General features: G+C 65.8%; 16 protein-coding genes. 9 read left to right on the forward strand and 7 right to left on the reverse strand.

Going from position 1 to position 15130, the window contains the following annotated elements:
• Positions 1 to 23: 23 nt before the first annotated feature.
• From GGD61_RS31520 to GGD61_RS31530, 3 genes are all read right to left on the reverse strand, one after another.
• Complete coding sequence (locus GGD61_RS31520; protein WP_092253837.1) at positions 24 to 608, reverse strand: HutD family protein; 585 nt, start codon at positions 606 to 608, stop codon at positions 24 to 26.
• Between the two features lie 73 nt (positions 609 to 681).
• A complete protein-coding gene (locus tag GGD61_RS31525; RefSeq protein WP_092253839.1) occupies positions 682 to 1251 on the reverse strand; it encodes a DUF2087 domain-containing protein in 570 nt (189 codons plus the stop codon).
• A gap of 244 nt (positions 1252 to 1495) precedes the next feature.
• A complete protein-coding gene (locus tag GGD61_RS31530) occupies positions 1496 to 3592 on the reverse strand; it encodes an adenylate/guanylate cyclase domain-containing protein (protein WP_092253841.1) in 2097 nt (698 codons plus the stop codon).
• Between the two features lie 308 nt (positions 3593 to 3900).
• Between GGD61_RS31530 and GGD61_RS31535 the strand changes: the two genes are divergently transcribed.
• The 4 genes from GGD61_RS31535 to GGD61_RS31550 are packed head-to-tail and all read left to right on the forward strand — an operon-like array spanning position 3901 to position 6472.
• Positions 3901 to 4206: a DUF2282 domain-containing protein gene (locus tag GGD61_RS31535; RefSeq protein ID WP_092253843.1), complete on the forward strand. Its 306-nt coding sequence runs from the start codon at positions 3901 to 3903 to the stop codon at positions 4204 to 4206.
• Between the two features lie 43 nt (positions 4207 to 4249).
• On the forward strand, positions 4250 to 5167 hold the full coding sequence (locus GGD61_RS31540; protein ID WP_092253845.1) for a DUF692 domain-containing protein: 918 nt from the start codon (positions 4250 to 4252) through the stop codon (positions 5165 to 5167).
• Positions 5157 to 5939 (forward strand): DNA-binding domain-containing protein, encoded by a 783-nt coding sequence (locus tag GGD61_RS31545; RefSeq protein WP_092253847.1) that lies wholly within the window; start codon positions 5157 to 5159, stop codon positions 5937 to 5939. The genes GGD61_RS31540 and GGD61_RS31545 overlap by 11 nt, the downstream gene beginning before the upstream one ends.
• Positions 5936 to 6472, forward strand: coding sequence for a DoxX family protein (locus GGD61_RS31550; RefSeq protein WP_092253849.1), 537 nt, complete (start codon positions 5936 to 5938; stop codon positions 6470 to 6472). The genes GGD61_RS31545 and GGD61_RS31550 overlap by 4 nt, the downstream gene beginning before the upstream one ends.
• 48 nt (positions 6473 to 6520) lie before the next feature.
• Here GGD61_RS31550 and GGD61_RS31555 read toward each other — a convergent pair whose 3' ends face one another.
• From GGD61_RS31555 to GGD61_RS31565, 3 genes are read right to left on the reverse strand one after another with little or no spacing between them, the layout of a single operon-like run.
• Entirely contained in the window at positions 6521 to 7366 is an 846-nt protein-coding gene (locus GGD61_RS31555) for an SDR family NAD(P)-dependent oxidoreductase (RefSeq protein ID WP_177236987.1), read from the reverse strand.
• A 1-nt stretch (position 7367) separates the two neighbouring features.
• Positions 7368 to 7928, reverse strand: a complete 561-nt coding sequence (locus tag GGD61_RS31560) for a carboxymuconolactone decarboxylase family protein (RefSeq protein WP_177236988.1) — start codon at positions 7926 to 7928, stop codon at positions 7368 to 7370.
• Positions 7906 to 8604, reverse strand: coding sequence for a TetR/AcrR family transcriptional regulator (locus GGD61_RS31565; protein ID WP_092253855.1), 699 nt, complete (start codon positions 8602 to 8604; stop codon positions 7906 to 7908). The genes GGD61_RS31560 and GGD61_RS31565 overlap by 23 nt, the downstream gene beginning before the upstream one ends.
• 168 nt (positions 8605 to 8772) lie before the next feature.
• On the opposite strand from GGD61_RS31565, the gene GGD61_RS31570 reads away from it, so the two are divergent.
• The 5 genes from GGD61_RS31570 to GGD61_RS31590 all read left to right on the forward strand — a co-directional run bounded on the left by GGD61_RS31570 (position 8773) and on the right by GGD61_RS31590 (position 13312).
• Positions 8773 to 9975, forward strand: a complete 1203-nt coding sequence (locus GGD61_RS31570) for an ABC transporter substrate-binding protein (RefSeq protein ID WP_092253857.1) — start codon at positions 8773 to 8775, stop codon at positions 9973 to 9975.
• 3 nt (positions 9976 to 9978) lie between these two features.
• Entirely contained in the window at positions 9979 to 10872 is an 894-nt protein-coding gene (locus tag GGD61_RS31575) for an MBL fold metallo-hydrolase (RefSeq protein WP_092253859.1), read from the forward strand.
• A gap of 11 nt (positions 10873 to 10883) precedes the next feature.
• Positions 10884 to 11852 carry a tripartite tricarboxylate transporter substrate binding protein gene (locus GGD61_RS31580; RefSeq protein ID WP_092253861.1) on the forward strand — a complete coding sequence of 323 codons (969 nt, stop codon included), beginning with the start codon at positions 10884 to 10886 and terminating at the stop codon, positions 11850 to 11852.
• Positions 11853 to 11877: 25 nt separating this feature from the next.
• Positions 11878 to 12417, forward strand: coding sequence for a VOC family protein (locus tag GGD61_RS31585; protein WP_092253863.1), 540 nt, complete (start codon positions 11878 to 11880; stop codon positions 12415 to 12417).
• Positions 12418 to 12499: 82 nt separating this feature from the next.
• Entirely contained in the window at positions 12500 to 13312 is an 813-nt protein-coding gene (locus tag GGD61_RS31590) for a class I SAM-dependent methyltransferase (protein WP_183231834.1), read from the forward strand.
• Positions 13313 to 13343: 31 nt separating this feature from the next.
• Here GGD61_RS31590 and GGD61_RS31595 read toward each other — a convergent pair whose 3' ends face one another.
• Positions 13344 to 14900: a L,D-transpeptidase gene (locus tag GGD61_RS31595; protein ID WP_092254014.1), complete on the reverse strand. Its 1557-nt coding sequence runs from the start codon at positions 14898 to 14900 to the stop codon at positions 13344 to 13346.
• Positions 14901 to 15130 lie beyond the last annotated feature (230 nt).

The following is a 15130-nucleotide window of genomic DNA, read 5'->3' on the forward strand; positions in this document are numbered from 1 at the left end:
CGGCCCGTCGGGGCTATCGCCCCTTAGCCGACGATCCGGATCGACCCCAGCACCACCAGACCCGAAACGAGCGCGAGCCTCGATGTCTCGGTCATTTCGATCCTGAGCGTGCCGTTGCCGGGGATGGCAAAATCCTCACCATCGAGGCGGATGCGGCAATCGCCGTGCGGTGCGTAAACCAGATGCGTGCCGGCATGCAACGGTCGATCGCCGGCTTCCCTGAGCGCTTCAAGCTCGATCTCCGCGACGCCGCGCCGCGCCATCAGGTTGACGACCTCGACCGGCCCGGCGTGAAGCTCCGTCACGATCTCGAGCTCGCCGGTGAAGCGCACGGTCGTAAAAGGTTCACGCTCGTCGAATTCCTGGCCCGGAGCCTTGAGCACCAGCCCGCGCCCACCGACCACCATCTGCAAGCGGTCGATGCCCGGCATATGGGAGAAGGGACCGGGCGCCACGATCGGCGTGCTCGCAAAACGCCAGAGCATGCTGCTCCAATCCTTCACCGCTGCGTCAGCGCGATGTTCATCCGCGATATCGGTGAAGATGCCGCCGCCGTTCTTCCAGGGCGAGCGGGTGTAGTCTTCAGATCTGAGCAGTGTTGCCTTCATGGCGGTCCTCGATGCGATGGCGATGCAGGGAAGCGCGTTCGCCCGGCGGGCGGCAATGCGTTCGAAATTGCGGTCATGTTGCGGCTTCCGCTCGCCCGGGTGCGCTGGCCTTGAGATGACGCAAAAGCGCTGCCGCCTCCGTCGGCGGCCGACGCTCGATCCGGCGATACGCGCGCCCGTCGGCCGTTCGTGAGACCATGCCGTGATCGCACAGCGCGCGGCGAAGCAAGGCATCATCGGCGAAAGCGTGCTGACGGTTCAGCAGCGTCTTCACTTCCGCCTCGGCCAGACTGCTCCGCGGCGGAAAGCCGGCCCACAGCACCCAGAGACTCAGCTGCTGCAGGCTGTGGCGGGCCGGCCAGCGCAACAGCCTGCCGTGGTCGTCGAAATGGCGCGCCGCGCGTTGCACGCGCTTCAGATCGACCGCATCGACTTGTGGTGCGGGCGTGCCGCGGTCATCCACGGCAGTGCCGACCGCACGCGCGCGGAAATGCTGATAGTTCCTGTGTCCCGTCGCACGCGCAAGAATGTTGAGCAGCTCGACGTGACCGGGCGGCGACGTCCGCTGCAGCAGCTGGGCACGCACGGATTTCGCGAGCGCCGAGATGTCGCCCGCGACAAAGGCAATGGGAGTTCTGGTCATGACCAATCCTCGATGCGCCGATCCGGGTAGGATTGTCGGAGGTCACCGGCTTACGACGCGGCACGAGGTTGGTGTCGGTGCGATTGAGCCTTGCAGGTTTAGCTTCCCTCGCGGGACGGTGACGCCTGGGTGAACTGCAGACCCACGCAGTTCCTACTATAGACGCCCGGCGGGCTCAAGAGCCTGATGCGAGATGCGCGGACAAACGCGATTAGAACGCCAGATGTCCCGGACTCGGACGCCGCTATTTCGACGCCAGTGTCGCCACGGCCCGCCAGGCGGGGTCGGGCGCGGCCGATGCGAGCTGCTTGCAGCGGTCGCGCATCAGCTCGGCCGGACGATCGTGGCCGCGCCGTTTCAGCACGGCCTCGAAATCGGCGAGCGCATCGGCAAACCGCCGCGCGCGATAGCAGGCAAGGCCGCGCTCGTAATCCCCGATCCAGCCGATCGCCTCTCCGTCGATGGCGTCTTCGTCCGCGATCCCGACCAGTTCGTGTACGGAAAGTCCCTCCTCCCGTCCGTAGACCGCGATGCTGTCGACCTCCCGCGTGATGACGGCGCCGCGCGCCAGGCGTTCGGTCGCCTCGCCGATCAGGATCTGCGTGCCATAGGATTTGTTGGCGCCTTCGAGCCGGCTGGCGACATTCACGGCATCGCCGATCACGGTATAGTTCAGCCGCAACTCCGAGCCGATATTGCCGACCAGCATGCGGCCCGAATTGATGCCGATCCGGATCTGGAGCGGCTGACCGAGATCGTCGGCGAGGCCCGATGCTTCGATCCCCCTGCGACAAGCGAGCGCCGCGCGGCAGCATCGCGCGGCGTGGTCGCGTTGCGGCTGCGGCGCACCCCAGAACGCCATCACGGCATCGCCGATGAACTTGTCGATGGTGCCGCCATTGGCGACGATGATCTCAGAGGTGACGTCGAGATAGCGCGACAGCAGCGGCACCACGCGATCGCCCAACCGCTCGGACAGCCCGGTGAAGCCGGCAATGTCGATGAACATCACGCTGAGCTCATGGACGCTGCCGCCGGGCCGCGCTTCGACGCCCTGGCGCAGCAGGCCGCGGACCAGATCGGCCGGGATGAATTTGCGGAACGCGGAGAGGCCGGACGCCATCTCGGCGATCGCACCCGACAGACTCGCGATCTCCTTGAGTCGTGACGGGTGGCGGCGCACCTGCTCCAGCGCGAAAGCCTCGACGTGGCGAAGCTCGCCGACGACGCGCGACAGCGGCGCGGCGATGACGGAACGCGCCAGCATCGCCGAGGCCAGCGCGGCGAGTACGGCGCCGATGGCGAGGCCGACGATCAGGCGCCGCAGCGTCGTCTCGACCGGGCCGAGAAATTCGGCCTCCGGGATCACGGTGGCGAGCGACCAGCCCGGAAACGGCAGCGGCGTCAGCGCGACCTCGTAGGCGGCGCCGCCGGAGGTGAGCCGGCTTCGCCAGGCCTCCTTGCGGCCGTCCTCGCCCGCCTTGTCGAGCGCAGCGCGCGCCAGCGGCAGCAGCGTCGTGTCGCCGCGCGCCGGATGGAGCTCGTCGGCCTCCTTGTCCGGCGCCGCGACGAGCTCGCCGCTGCCATCGACGATGAAGGCGGTCCCCGTGCGCCCGACCTCGAGCTGCGACAGGAAGCGCGCAAGTCTCGTGTATTCGATGATGACGGCCAATACACCCTGCCGCTCCTGATAGACGTCGATCGGCCCCGCGAACGCGATCGACGGCCGCTCGCCGGTCGCGTGGTCCATCACCCTGAACCATTGCGGATCGTCCGCGGTCAGCCCCGCCTTGAACCAGGCCTGATCGGCGACATGGAATCCGCTGGGCTCGAACCGGCGATTGGCGAATTCGATGTCGCCGGGCACCACGTCGTATTCATCGACGCGGCGCTGGCCCGGATGATCGGTCAGCGAGATCTCCATCATCTCCAGGCGGCGATCGCCGAGCTTGTGCGCGGCGAAGAAGGAGCCGTCGGGCCAGCCGAAGGCGACCCAGGAAATCGTCGCCTGCGACTGCAATTGCGACAGGAACACGAACTCCCGCTTGTCGGCCTCGCGGGTGTCGAGCACGTTCTGCAGGAACAGTGTGCGGATCGCGGTATGCGCGGCGCGGGCCTCGTCGACGATGGCCGAGACCTCCTTGCGCACTGCCGCAACGATCTGCTCGTTGATGGTCGCGGCGAGCTGTCGGCTGGTCGCCTCCGCCGTTCGCCACCAGAGCAGGCTGGAGAGCGCGGCCGTCAGCAGGATCGCGGCCAGGACCAGCGCGGACACCGCAAGACGGATGCTGACCGTCAGCCCAGCGATCGCATGAAGCCGTCGTTCGGGATCAACCTTCATCGCTGTCTTCGCCTGCCATACGAGCCACTGACATTGCTCTACGCCGCCGGGGCTCGCCCGTTACGTCTGGCAGGAAATGGACGCGCGCCGCCAATGCCCGGTGGCTACTGTCTCGATAGACCCTAGGCATTGGCCTTCAAAGAACGCTTGCCCGCTAATGCCGGCCCAAGCGCACCGGCGGTGCGCCCGATCCAAACGGTCTCACGGGTTCGTGAGCAGTCTCGCTGTAACGCGGGCTGCGCGCGCAGCGAAGGAGACCATGCGCGCGTCGCCTGCCAGGCGATGCCATCTCGAACAGGAGAATCTCGATGTCTGCCAAACATGCCGTCACCTCGCTCGTCCTCGCCGGCGCCGTCTCGACCGCGCTCGCGACCCTCGCCGCCGCCGGCCCGCTGACCAAGGCCGAGGGCGAAGCTGCCGTCGCCGCCAAGAAGGAAAAGTGCTTCGGCGTTGCGCTGAAGGGCCAGAACGATTGTGCGGCAGGACCGGGCACCACCTGCCAGGGCACCTCGACCATCGATTTCCAGGGCAACGCCTGGAAGTTCGTGCAGGGCGGCACCTGCACCAGCATCGAGCTGCCGGGCGGCAAGAAGGGCTCGCTCAAGCCGGTCTGACCGCCGGCGCGACGTCGCCAACAAGCACGAACGGAGCAGCACGATGAGCACGGTGATCCAGCCGACCCGACCAGCAGCCATGCCGCTCCGCTTCGCAACGCCCATCGGCGGCGTTGCCGGGACGAGCTTCAAGCCCGAGCATCTGCCTGATATCCTCGAGGCGGGACCTCGGCGTGGCTTCTTCGAAGTTCACGCCGAGAACTACATGGGCGATGGAGGTCCGCCGCATCGCGCGCTGGAGGCGATCCGCCGCGACCATCCTCTGTCGCTGCATGGCGTCTGTATGTCGATCGGCGGCCCTCGGCCGCTCGACAAGGCGCATCTGGCGCGCTTCCGCAGCCTCGTCGCGCGCTATCAGCCGGCGCTGGTCTCCGAGCACCTCGCCTGGTCGACCCATGAGACCAGCTTCTTCAACGATCTATTGCCGCTGCCCTATACCGAAGCGACGCTGGCTAGCGTCTGCGACCACATCGACCAGGTGCAGGAGGCGATCCGCCGTCCGCTGCTGCTGGAAAACCCGTCGACCTATGTCGCCTTCCGCGAATCCTCGATGCGCGAGACCGAGTTCATCCGCGCCATTGCCGAGCGCACCGGCTGCGCGCTGCTGCTCGACGTCAACAACGTGTTCGTCTCCGCCACCAATCAGGGCTATTCGGCGCTCGACTACCTCGCGGACTTCCCGCTGTCGCAGGTCCAGGAGATTCACCTTGCGGGCCATGCCGAGCAGGCCGACGACGAAGGCGATCTGCTGTTGATCGACAGTCACGACGGCCCGGTCGCGGACGCCGTCTGGAAGCTCTATGAAATCGTCATCAGGCGCCGCGGCGCGGTGCCGACGCTGGTCGAATGGGACAGCAAAATTCCGGACTGGCCGGTGCTGCAAGCGGAAGCCCTTGCCGCACAGGCGATCCTCGACCGTCATCAATCCACAGCAATGGCAGGAGAGCGTCATGCTGCCTGAATCCGGTCTGTCCTACGCCGCCGCGTTCGCACCGGCGCTGCTGGATCCGGCACGCAGGACGCCTGCGATCGTGACCGGCCCGAACGGCAAGGCCGCCGGCCGGCGCTACGATGTCTACCGCAACAACGTCACCGTCAGCCTGATCGACGCGCTGGCCGCGATTTATCCGGCGGTGCAGCGCATCACCGGCGCCGAGTTCTTCCGCGCCATGGCACGCTTCCATGTTCGCAGCAATCCGCCGACCTCGCCGCGGCTGTTCGAGTATGGCCGCGACTTTCCGGAATTCATCGCAGCCTATGAGCATGCGCAAGATATGCCCTTTCTCGCCGACGTCGCGCGCATCGAGCGGGCCTGGCTCGACTGCTACCATGCGCGCGATGCCGCCCCGCTGCCGGCGGACCGGCTGTCGGCGGTGACGCCTGGCCGATTGGCAGAGCTGGTGTTCGTTGCTCACCCGGCTGCCCGATGCCTGCGCTCGCAATACGCAGCCGTCACGATCTTTGCTGCCAACCGCGACGGTGCACCGCTTCTGCGCATCGATGCCTCGACGCCGGAGGACGCCCTGATCACGCGACCGGCATTCGACGTCACGGTGCGCCGCCTTCCGCCCGGCGGCGCGGTCTTCGCGAGTAACCTGATCTCGGGGCTATCGCTCGGCGAGGCCGCGGCGGCGGCGCTGGACGCTGCGCCCGAATTCGACATCGCCGCGAACATCGCCGGGCTGATCGAGGCCGGCGCCTTCATCTCGCTCGCTTGCGGAGACCCATCATGATCACGGACCAGCACATGACCACCGAAAGCGGACTGCCCTCGCCCTGGTTGCTCGTCGACAGGGCCAATCGCCTGATCCAGACGCTTGCCGCGCCGTCGCTCGTTCAGCTCGTGCTGCGCCTCGCGCTGGCGGTGCCGTTCTGGCGTTCAGGCATGCTCAAATGGGGCGGCTTCCTCAAGCTGAACGACAGCGCCGTGACGCTGTTCAGCGACGAATTCATGCTGCATCTGCCGGGCGGGCCCTATCACTTCCCGGCACCGACCGTGATGGCATTCCTGTCGGGCTGCGGCGAGATCCTGCTTCCGATCCTGCTGGTGCTCGGGCTGGGCACCCGGCTGGCCGCGCTCGGGCTGCTGTTCATGACTGTCATCGTCGAGCTCACGGTGCCCGATGGCTGGCCGATCCACCTCACCTGGGCGGCGATGGCGCTCGGCATCATGGCTCACGGGCCGGGGAACATTTCGCTCGATCATTTGCTTTGTCGTATCCGTAGCCCGGATGGAGCGCAGCGCAATCCGGGGCAGCTCGCATGATGAGGCGGCGGTCCCGGATTACGCTTTGCTCCATCGGGGCTACAGACCTCACATCCCACTGAGACCGCTATCCACTGCGAGCGTCTGCGCGGTGACGTAGACACTCTCGTCCGACAGGAAGAACAGCACCGCATAGGCGATCTCCCAGGCCGTGGCCTGGCGGCCGAACGGGACGCGGCCCTTGCCGCGGTTGGGGCGGCCGGCGCCGGCTTCGCGACCGTTTGGGGTATCGACCAGACCGGGATAGACGAGGTTGGCGCGGATGCCGCGGCGCGATCCCAGATGGGCGATGTTGCGCATCAGGCCGCCGAGCGCGGCCTTGGAGGAATCGTACACCGCCATCTGCGATCCAGCCTTCAAGGCGGCGATCGAGGAGATGAAGACGACCGAGCCGCCATTGTCGAATCGCGGCAGCGCGGCGCGGCAGCACAGCATGGGACCGCGGACATTGACGTCGTAGATCCTGTTCCACCCCTCGGGGCTGACGTTATCGAGGCCGGTTTTGCCGAAGGTGCCGATGTTCAGAACCATGCCATCAAGGCCGCCCATGGCGCGATGGGCTTCCTCGATCATGCGCTGGACGTCAGCCTCGGACGTCACGTCGGCCACGATGGCAAAGCCCTCGCCGCCTTCATCGGTGATGTGCTTGACGGTCTGCTGCGCGGAGGCATGGTTGAGGTCGGCCACCGCGACCCTCGCGCCCTCGCGTGCGCACAAAATGCTCATGGCGCGGCCGTTGCCGATCGGGTCGGTTGAGGCATCGAATACGCGCTGGCCGCCTCCGACGATCAGGATGCGGCGTCCTTTCAACCGTCCCCTGCCCGGCGCTTCGCCAAGCGACTCCGCACTCGGCGGCCGGACATAGCGCTCCGGCTTGCTCTCGGTCTCCGTCATCTCAGCCGCCCTGCTTCTTGCCGCCGTCATAGACCGTCATCCCGGCCGCGGGATCGAGATCGGTTTCGGTCGCCTCGGTCAGGCGCGCCATCATCATGTAGAAACCGAGCGCGACGATGGACTCCACGATCTCCTGGTCGCTGAAATGTTTGCGGGCAGCCGCGAAGGTTGCCTCGGGCACGCGGACGTTCTCGACCACCTCGCGGCCAAACTTGAGCAGCGCACGCTCGGCCTCGCTCAGCGTGGCGGCGTCATAATCTGCACGCTCGACGGCATCGACCTGCGCTTGCGTGCAGCCGACCCCGAGCGCGATCGGCACGTGCTGGCGCCATTCATAGGCGCCGCCCTCGAGCTGAGCGGCCTGGAGGATCAGGAGTTCGCGGTTGACGGCCGAGAGCTTCTGCTTGTGCAGGATCGAATTGCCGAGCCGCATCGCCGGGATCATGTTGGCCTCGGCATGGGCCATCATGCGGAAGATGTTGAGCTTGACCGGCATGCGGTCGAACGAGGCGCGGATGTCGCCGCTCGTCGTCTCCGGATCAATCAGGGGCAGCCTTGCCACGGTTCTCTCCCTTGGGTTTCCGTTTCTTGTTGTCGGTATCAGCGCCTGCCGCGATCAGCGACAGGAAGAAGGCGAGATAGCGGTCGATCGCTTCGATCACCTTGGGCCGCGGCGAAGGCGTTGCGCCCATCACGTAGTGCTCGAGGCGGATGTAGATCAGGCCAGCCGCGAACAGTCGCGCGGTCTCGCGCGGGTCCGGCGTCTTGAGCAGGCCGGCGAGCGCAAAGCCGCGAAAATAGTCCGTCATCATGCTCTGCTCGCGCGCGTAGAAATGATCGGCGAATTTGGCGCGGATACCGGGCACGCGGTTACGCTCAGCCGTGATCACCTTCTGAAACTGGTGCTCGCGCGGATCGGACCATTGCTCGACGAGGTCGAGCGCAAACTGTCGGCAGAACGCGGCGGGCTGGCGCGCGAGCTGCTTGTAGCGCGGCTCCTCCAGCCGGCTCGCCGAGCTTGCCGGACCATGCTCGCTGACGATCGCCTCCAGGATCGCGGCCTTGCCGGGGAAATGATTGTAGAGGCTGCTCTCGCGGATGCCGACGCGGCGCGCGAGTTCGCGCATCGAGGCGCCGCCATAGCCGCTCTGGGCGAACAGGTCGAGCGCTTCGGTGAGGATGCGTTCACGGGTCGTGGGCGCAGCCGCTTCCGCCGCGCTGGAGGTGTGGACAGCCATGTCGGCTTGACTAACGAACGATCGTTCGCTAGTCAACCGTACGAACGATCGTTCGTTTCGTCAGTCTGGCGGCAATGGTCGCGGCCCGCAAGCCCGCTTGCGGGCGCTGTTCTCGCGTTTCAACTCCGCTCCTCGAGAGGCGGAGAGCAATTTTGGGGAGACGACGTCATGGCGCGCTTTGCCCGCCTTCGTGCGGCCTGCATCCTGTTGCCGCTGCTCGCAAGCAGCGCCGCCTCTGCCCAAAGCAAATACGATCCCGGCGCCGACGACAAGACGATCAAGATCGGCACCACCGCGCCGCTGAGCGGCCCGGTGTCGGCCTTCGCGCAGATCGCGAAATCGGCTGAAGCCTATTTCCGCAAGGTGAACGACGATGGCGGCGTCAACGGGCGGCGCATCCAGATGATCATCGCCGACGATGCTTATAGCCCGCCGAAGACGGTGGAGCAGACCCGCCGCTTGGTCGAGAGCGAAGAGGTGCTGCTGATCTTCGGCGGCGTCGGCACGCCGACCAACGGCGCCGTGCACAAATATCTCAACGACCGCAAGGTGCCGCAGCTCTTTTTGGGCTCGGGCGCGGCGAAGTGGGACGATCCCAAGAATTTTCCGTGGACCGTCGGCTGGCAGCCGACCTATCGCGACGAGGCGATCGCCTACGCGAAGTTCATCAAGGCAAGCCACGCCAATGCGAAGATCGGCGTGCTCTACCAGAATGACGATCTCGGCAAGGATTACCTGAAGGCGCTGGAGGAAGGCCTCGGCAGCGGCGAGGCGATCGTCGCGCGCGCGGCCTATGAGACCTCGGCGCCGACCGTCGATACGCAAATCCTGCAACTGAAGACCGCCGGCGCCGACGTGGTGCTGGTCGCGGCGACGCCGAAATTCGCGGCGCAGGCGATCCGCAAGATCGGCGAGATCGGCTGGAAGCCCACGACCATCATCTCCAATGTCTCGGCCTCGATCAGCGGCGTGCTGGAGCCGGCCGGCAAGGACAATTCCACCGGCGTCATCTCCAGCCAATATCTGAAGGACGCAACCGACCCCGCCAACAAGGATGACCCCGGCTACAAGGAATGGCTGGCGTTCATGGACAAGTACATGCCGGACGCCAACAAAAGCGACTGGCTCAACGTCTACGGCTACACCATCGCGCAGACGTTGGTGACGGTGCTGAAGGCCTCCGGCAACGATCTCACCCGAGCCAACGTGATGAAGCAGGCGACGACCATGAAGGACGTGAAGCTGCCGATGCTGATCAACGGCACCGCGGTGAACAACTCGCCCGAGCGCTTTACGCCGATGACGAGCCTCCAGCTGATTCGTTTCGACGGCACGCGCTGGGTGCCGTTCGGCGATCTCCTGAAGAACTGATCGATGCGGCAGGTCAAGATCGGCGGCATGCGGGTCGATCTCGTCAGCGAGATCCCCGCGCTCGCTTTCGAGAAAGATTGGCTGTTCGCCAACGTCACCGACGCGGTGATCGCGGAAAACCGGAGCTGGCTCGATCATCGCTACATCGAGCCGGAGACCGGCCGGTTCATCCTCAGCCATCACTCCTATCTGGTCCGAACACCGCGCTGGACCGCGATCGTCGACACCTGCTGCGGCAACCACAAGCATCGACCCCGCGTGCCGGCGTGGAACAACCTCGACCAGCCTTATCTCGATAACCTGCAGGCGCTGGGCGTTGCACCCGAACAGGTCGACTTCGTGATGTGCACGCACCTGCATGTCGATCACGTCGGCTGGAACACGCGGCTGATCGACGGCCGCTGGGTGCCGACCTTCCCCAATGCGCGCTATCTGATGGGCCGCGCCGAATATCGCCACTTCGAAGCCGCGCACAATGCGGCGCCGAGGAGCCCAGTGAACCACGGCTCGTTTGAGGATTCCGTGCTGCCGGTAGTGGCGGCCGGCCTTGCCGAATTCGTCGAGACCGATCATCACCTATTTAGCGATCACGACGCGACCTTGCGCTTTGCGCCGGCACCTGGGCACACCGCCGGCAACATGCAGATCCACCTCAACGGCGACCACGATCACGCGGTGATGTCCGGCGACGTCATCCATCATCCGATCCAGTGCGCGGCGCCGTGGCTATCGAATGCCGCCGACGTCGATCCGGCTGCGGCGGTCGCAACGCGCATGGCGCTGCTGGAAGAGCTTGCGGATACGCCGAGCTATCTGCTCACCGGCCATTTTCCGGCGCCGACCGCGGGACGCGTGGTCAGGCACGGCGATGCCTACAGATTTCGTTTCGAAGATTAGGGGGAAACATCATGAAGCTGCGCACGGTCACGCTTTCGTTTCTAGCATTGCTGTCGGCGGCCCTGCCGGCACGAGCCGAAGATCCCGCCGCCTACCCGACCCGCAAGATCCGGATGTTGCTGCCCTACGCGGCCGGCGGCGGCGGTGACGTGGTCGGCCGGCTGCTTGCGGACAGGATGGGCAAGACGCTCGGACAGAGCATCTACATCGAGAACCACACCGGTGCGGCCGGCACGCTCGGCACGCAGATGGTCGCGACATCTGCGAATGACGGCTACACCATCACCGTCGGCGGCATGACCACGCATGTGCTGGCTCCCGCGATCTATCCAAAACTGCCCTACGATCCGATCGAGGATTTCACGACCATCGGCCGCGTCGGCACCTCCTCGATCATGCTGGTCGCCACCAGGAATTTTGCCGCCAACGACATCAAGGGCCTAGTGGCGCTGGCCAAGAAGGGCGAGCCGATCCAGTACGGCAGCTGGGGCGTCGGCTCGACCGGCCAATTCTGCGCGGAGATCCTGATGCAGCAGGCCGGCATCAAGATGGACCACGTGCCGTTCAACGGCATCGCAAAACTCGCCGGCGATTTGCTCGGCGGCCACATCTCCCTTGCAACGCTCGACGTGGCGACGGCAACGCCGCTGGTGAAGGACGGTTCGATCAAGGCGCTGGCCGCCTGCGGCGAGCGTTCGCCGAGCCTGCCGGATGTCGCCAGCTACGGGGAGCAGGGGGTGCCGTTCGATCGCAGTCTGTCCTGGGCGATGTATGCGCCGGCGGGCGTCGCTCCGCCGATCGCACAGAAGCTTTCGGCGGCCCTGAAGGACGCGCTCGGTGACGAGGTGGTGAAGCAGAAGCTGCTGGCACTCGGCATCACCCCGCATTTCGTCCCCGGCGACGAGCAGCGCGATCTCAACGCGCGCGACATCGCGGCCTGGAAGCAGGTTGCCAAGGACGCAGGCATTGAGGTCAAGTGAATAGGCAAAGGACAGGAGCGCGGGCATGAGCCGCATCTTCGGCGCGGTGCGCCAGAACGGATATGTGGTGCGGGACATCCACGCTGCGATGAAGCATTGGATCGAGGTGATGGGGGTCGGCCCCTGGTACTACATGGACCGGGTCAAGACCGACTGGTTTCGCCATCGCGGCGAGGACTCCGCCGTGGAGATGAGCATCGCGCTGGCAAATTCCGGCGACCTCCAGATCGAGCTGATCCAGCAGCGCAACGACGCGCCCTCGCTCTACAAGGAATTCCTCGACGCCGGGCACGAAGGCCTCCAGCACATGTCGTACTGGAGCCACGACTATCAGGCGCTCTACGACAAGGCGATCGGGCTCGGCTACAGGATCGGCCATGAGGGCCAGATCGGCGGCGAGAAGGGGCGCTTTGCCTATTTCGACACCCAGGCCCATCCGGGCACGGTGATCGAGATTTCGGACATCAGCGGCACCAAGGGGCCGTTCTTCGAGAAGGTCCGGCAGGCCGCGATAAGCTGGGACGGCACCCGGCCGATCCGCGAGGTCGGTGGCGGGAAATCGTAGGAGCTTTCGCCGGCTGGGCAGGCGCGTTGGCGGACAAACCATGGTACATAAGCCAGGTGTCCGACCCTTCAGCGAGGCAAGCATGTCCGACACTGACAAGGTTTTCGCCGGCTCGATTCCGAAAATCTACGACGAGTATCTCGTCCCGATGATCTTCTCCGTCTATGCGGAGGACATCGCAAGACGGATCGCCGCCCGCTCTCCTTCCGTGCTGCTCGAGATCGCCGCGGGCACCGGCGCAGTGACGCGCGCCGTGGCGGCGGCGCTGCCGCGCGGCATCCGTTACGTAGCCACCGATCTCAACGAGCCCATGCTCGCAGTCGCCGCGCAGCGTCAGAAGGACGATGATCGCATCAGCTGGCGCCAGGCGGACGGCATGGCCCTGCCCTTCGGTGATGCCGAGTTCGACGTGGTCTGCTGCCAGTTCGGCGCGATGTTCTTTCCGGACCGCACCAAAGCTTACGCGGAGGTGAAGCGCGTCCTGAAGCCGGACGGCACGTTCGTGTTCAACGTCTGGGATCGGATCGAGGACAATGTGCTGACGGATGAAGCGACGGTCGCGCTCGGAAAGCTGTTTCCCGACGACCCGCCGCGCTTCATGGTCCGCACGCCCCACGGCTATCACGACAGAGACGTCATCAGAGCCGACCTCGAACGTGCCGGCTTCCGCGACATCTCGATCGAGACGCGAGCTGAAACAAGCCGCGCGCCATCGCCCGAATACGTCGCGGTCGCCCTTTGCCAAGGCACGCCACTGCGCAGCGAGATCGAGGCAAGAGACGCCAGCAAGCTTCAGGCTGCGACCGACATCGTCACCGAGGCGATCCGGACGCGTCATGGCGCCGGACCGGTAGATGGCAAGATTCAGGCTGTGGTGATCGAAGCGCGTCCGTAACTCCACGTCGTCCGAGCGGCTATCCCGCGTCCTACCACCAGCTCCGCTGCATCGGCTCCGTCGATTGATAGTATTGGTACTGGCCGCGCTGCCGGCGCGGATTGGCCGGCTGTACGTAGGGGTCGCGCTGGTAGAAGAAGCCAAAGCCGTTACCGCCATTGTCCCAGCCGTCATCGCTGGCGATCATGGCAGGAGCGGTCGGCTTGCGCGTGATGAAGCCGCCTTGCGGCTGGTCGCTCAGCACAGCGACGAATTCGGTCCGATAATTGGTCTCGCTGCTCAGTGGCTCGTCCGAGATGATGATGGAAGAGCGCGGCAATGCAGTCGGCCCGATGCGATCCCAGACGTCCTGCGGGATGGTGATGCGGTCGAGCGCATTCCTCGCCTCGTCGCCGTTCTCGATCGTGACCACGCTCCAGCGCAGGCCCGTAGCGGACTTCGCCATCGCCGTGAAGATATGCGTGCCGATCGGCTGCTCGGGATTGCGGATCGTAACGGGGACTTCGATGCTGGTGTCGAACACCTCACCGCCGCCATCGGGTGCTGGCTTGTGCGTGTTTCGCCGCACGTAGAGCTTCTGCGTCGAGCGGCTGATGTAGACCGAGACCGGCTCACCCGCGAGCTTTGCGTCGGTCGCGGCCTTCACGGCGTCGGCCTTCCTGGCCGCGGAGGCCTTCGCGGCGTCCTTCGTCGCGGCCACGGCATCGCGCTTCGGCTGCGCGGCGGCCTTGGCGGCGTCGAGCTGCGTCGCCGCGTCGGCGGCCTTGGTCGCCGCCTTCTGCTTCAACTCCTCGGCCTTGGCGCGGGCCTGATCGTTCTTGGCATTCGCGAGCGTCTTGTCGGCGAAGGCGAGCTCGGCGTCAGCGCGGGCCTTCTGCTGTTCCAGCTTGCGCAGTGCGGCAGGAAGCGACGCAGCTTCCTTGGCGGCGGCGGACGCAGCCTTCTTGGCCTCGTCGGCGGCCCTTGTGGCCTCGTCGGCCTCGACGGAGAGCTTGTCGGCCAGCCTGGGCGCTGCCGCGATCGCTTCCGGCTTCGGTACGAACAGCGAGGGGTGAGCGATATCGGTCGGGACCGTATCGTGGGGCGAGATGATCACCCGCATCCCGATATAAGTCTTGTCGAACAGGTTCTCGGCAAAGCCGAAGGGCATGCGCACGCAGCCGTGCGAGGCGGCATAGCCGGGCAGCGGTCCGCCATGCAGCGCGATGCCGTTCCAGGTGATGCGCTGCATGTTCGGCATCCAGGCGTCGTCATACATGGTCGAGCGGTGGTCCTTGTCCTTCTCGACGACGGCGAAGACGCCGGCCGGCGTCTCGCGTCCCGTGGTGCCGGTCGACACCGGCGCGCGCAGGATCCAGCCCTCTGAATCGTAGAACGTGACCTGCTGGCTCTTGATCGACACGATCGCCATGATGGGATCGCCGGCCTGGCGCTGCGCCACCGCCTCGGCGGGCTGGCGCGCCTGCTTGGCCGCGCTCGCCGGCGCGACCGCCGCCAGGACCGCCATTGCCGCCAATGTCACGATTCCGGGAGGCAACCGACGCCGCATCGCCTTGGTGGGTTGCGCCGTCGTCAGTCGGTTTTTCATGCCATCCTCGGTCGAAATGCCGGCCCGCTCGTGCCGATCATGTATCAGATTGCGGTCATTCAATTAAGAAAGCGCAGCCGCCATACGTTCCGTCTGTGGCGATATTCGGCCCGGTCCGGCGACAAATCCCTCATATATGACGGCCCGAGCCGGCGGAAGGTCGGTTGCAGCCGGGGTTGGTCCGAACCTGGTGGCATTCACTGCGGCAGAATGTCCGCCTCTGCCGGCAA

The sequence above is a fragment of the Bradyrhizobium sp. SBR1B genome (assembly GCF_014198205.1).
Classification (GTDB): domain Bacteria; phylum Pseudomonadota; class Alphaproteobacteria; order Rhizobiales; family Xanthobacteraceae; genus Bradyrhizobium.

What these genes read in the sequence shown, in the direction of transcription:
- GGD61_RS31520 (WP_092253837.1), bottom strand. Translation starts at nt 608, where the DNA reads ATGAAGGCAACACTGCTCAGATCTGAAGACTACACCCGCTCGCCCTGG.
- GGD61_RS31525 (WP_092253839.1), bottom strand. Translation starts at nt 1,251, where the DNA reads ATGACCAGAACTCCCATTGCCTTTGTCGCGGGCGACATCTCGGCGCTC.
- GGD61_RS31530 (WP_092253841.1), bottom strand. Translation starts at nt 3,592, where the DNA reads ATGAAGGTTGATCCCGAACGACGGCTTCATGCGATCGCTGGGCTGACG.
- GGD61_RS31535 (WP_092253843.1), top strand. Translation starts at nt 3,901, where the DNA reads ATGTCTGCCAAACATGCCGTCACCTCGCTCGTCCTCGCCGGCGCCGTC.
- GGD61_RS31540 (WP_092253845.1), top strand. Translation starts at nt 4,250, where the DNA reads ATGAGCACGGTGATCCAGCCGACCCGACCAGCAGCCATGCCGCTCCGC.
- GGD61_RS31545 (WP_092253847.1), top strand. Translation starts at nt 5,157, where the DNA reads ATGCTGCCTGAATCCGGTCTGTCCTACGCCGCCGCGTTCGCACCGGCG.
- GGD61_RS31550 (WP_092253849.1), top strand. Translation starts at nt 5,936, where the DNA reads ATGATCACGGACCAGCACATGACCACCGAAAGCGGACTGCCCTCGCCC.
- GGD61_RS31555 (WP_177236987.1), bottom strand. Translation starts at nt 7,366, where the DNA reads ATGACGGAGACCGAGAGCAAGCCGGAGCGCTATGTCCGGCCGCCGAGT.
- GGD61_RS31565 (WP_092253855.1), bottom strand. Translation starts at nt 8,604, where the DNA reads ATGGCTGTCCACACCTCCAGCGCGGCGGAAGCGGCTGCGCCCACGACC.
- GGD61_RS31570 (WP_092253857.1), top strand. Translation starts at nt 8,773, where the DNA reads ATGGCGCGCTTTGCCCGCCTTCGTGCGGCCTGCATCCTGTTGCCGCTG.
- GGD61_RS31575 (WP_092253859.1), top strand. Translation starts at nt 9,979, where the DNA reads ATGCGGCAGGTCAAGATCGGCGGCATGCGGGTCGATCTCGTCAGCGAG.
- GGD61_RS31580 (WP_092253861.1), top strand. Translation starts at nt 10,884, where the DNA reads ATGAAGCTGCGCACGGTCACGCTTTCGTTTCTAGCATTGCTGTCGGCG.
- GGD61_RS31585 (WP_092253863.1), top strand. Translation starts at nt 11,878, where the DNA reads ATGAGCCGCATCTTCGGCGCGGTGCGCCAGAACGGATATGTGGTGCGG.
- GGD61_RS31590 (WP_183231834.1), top strand. Translation starts at nt 12,500, where the DNA reads ATGTCCGACACTGACAAGGTTTTCGCCGGCTCGATTCCGAAAATCTAC.
- GGD61_RS31595 (WP_092254014.1), bottom strand. Translation starts at nt 14,900, where the DNA reads ATGAAAAACCGACTGACGACGGCGCAACCCACCAAGGCGATGCGGCGT.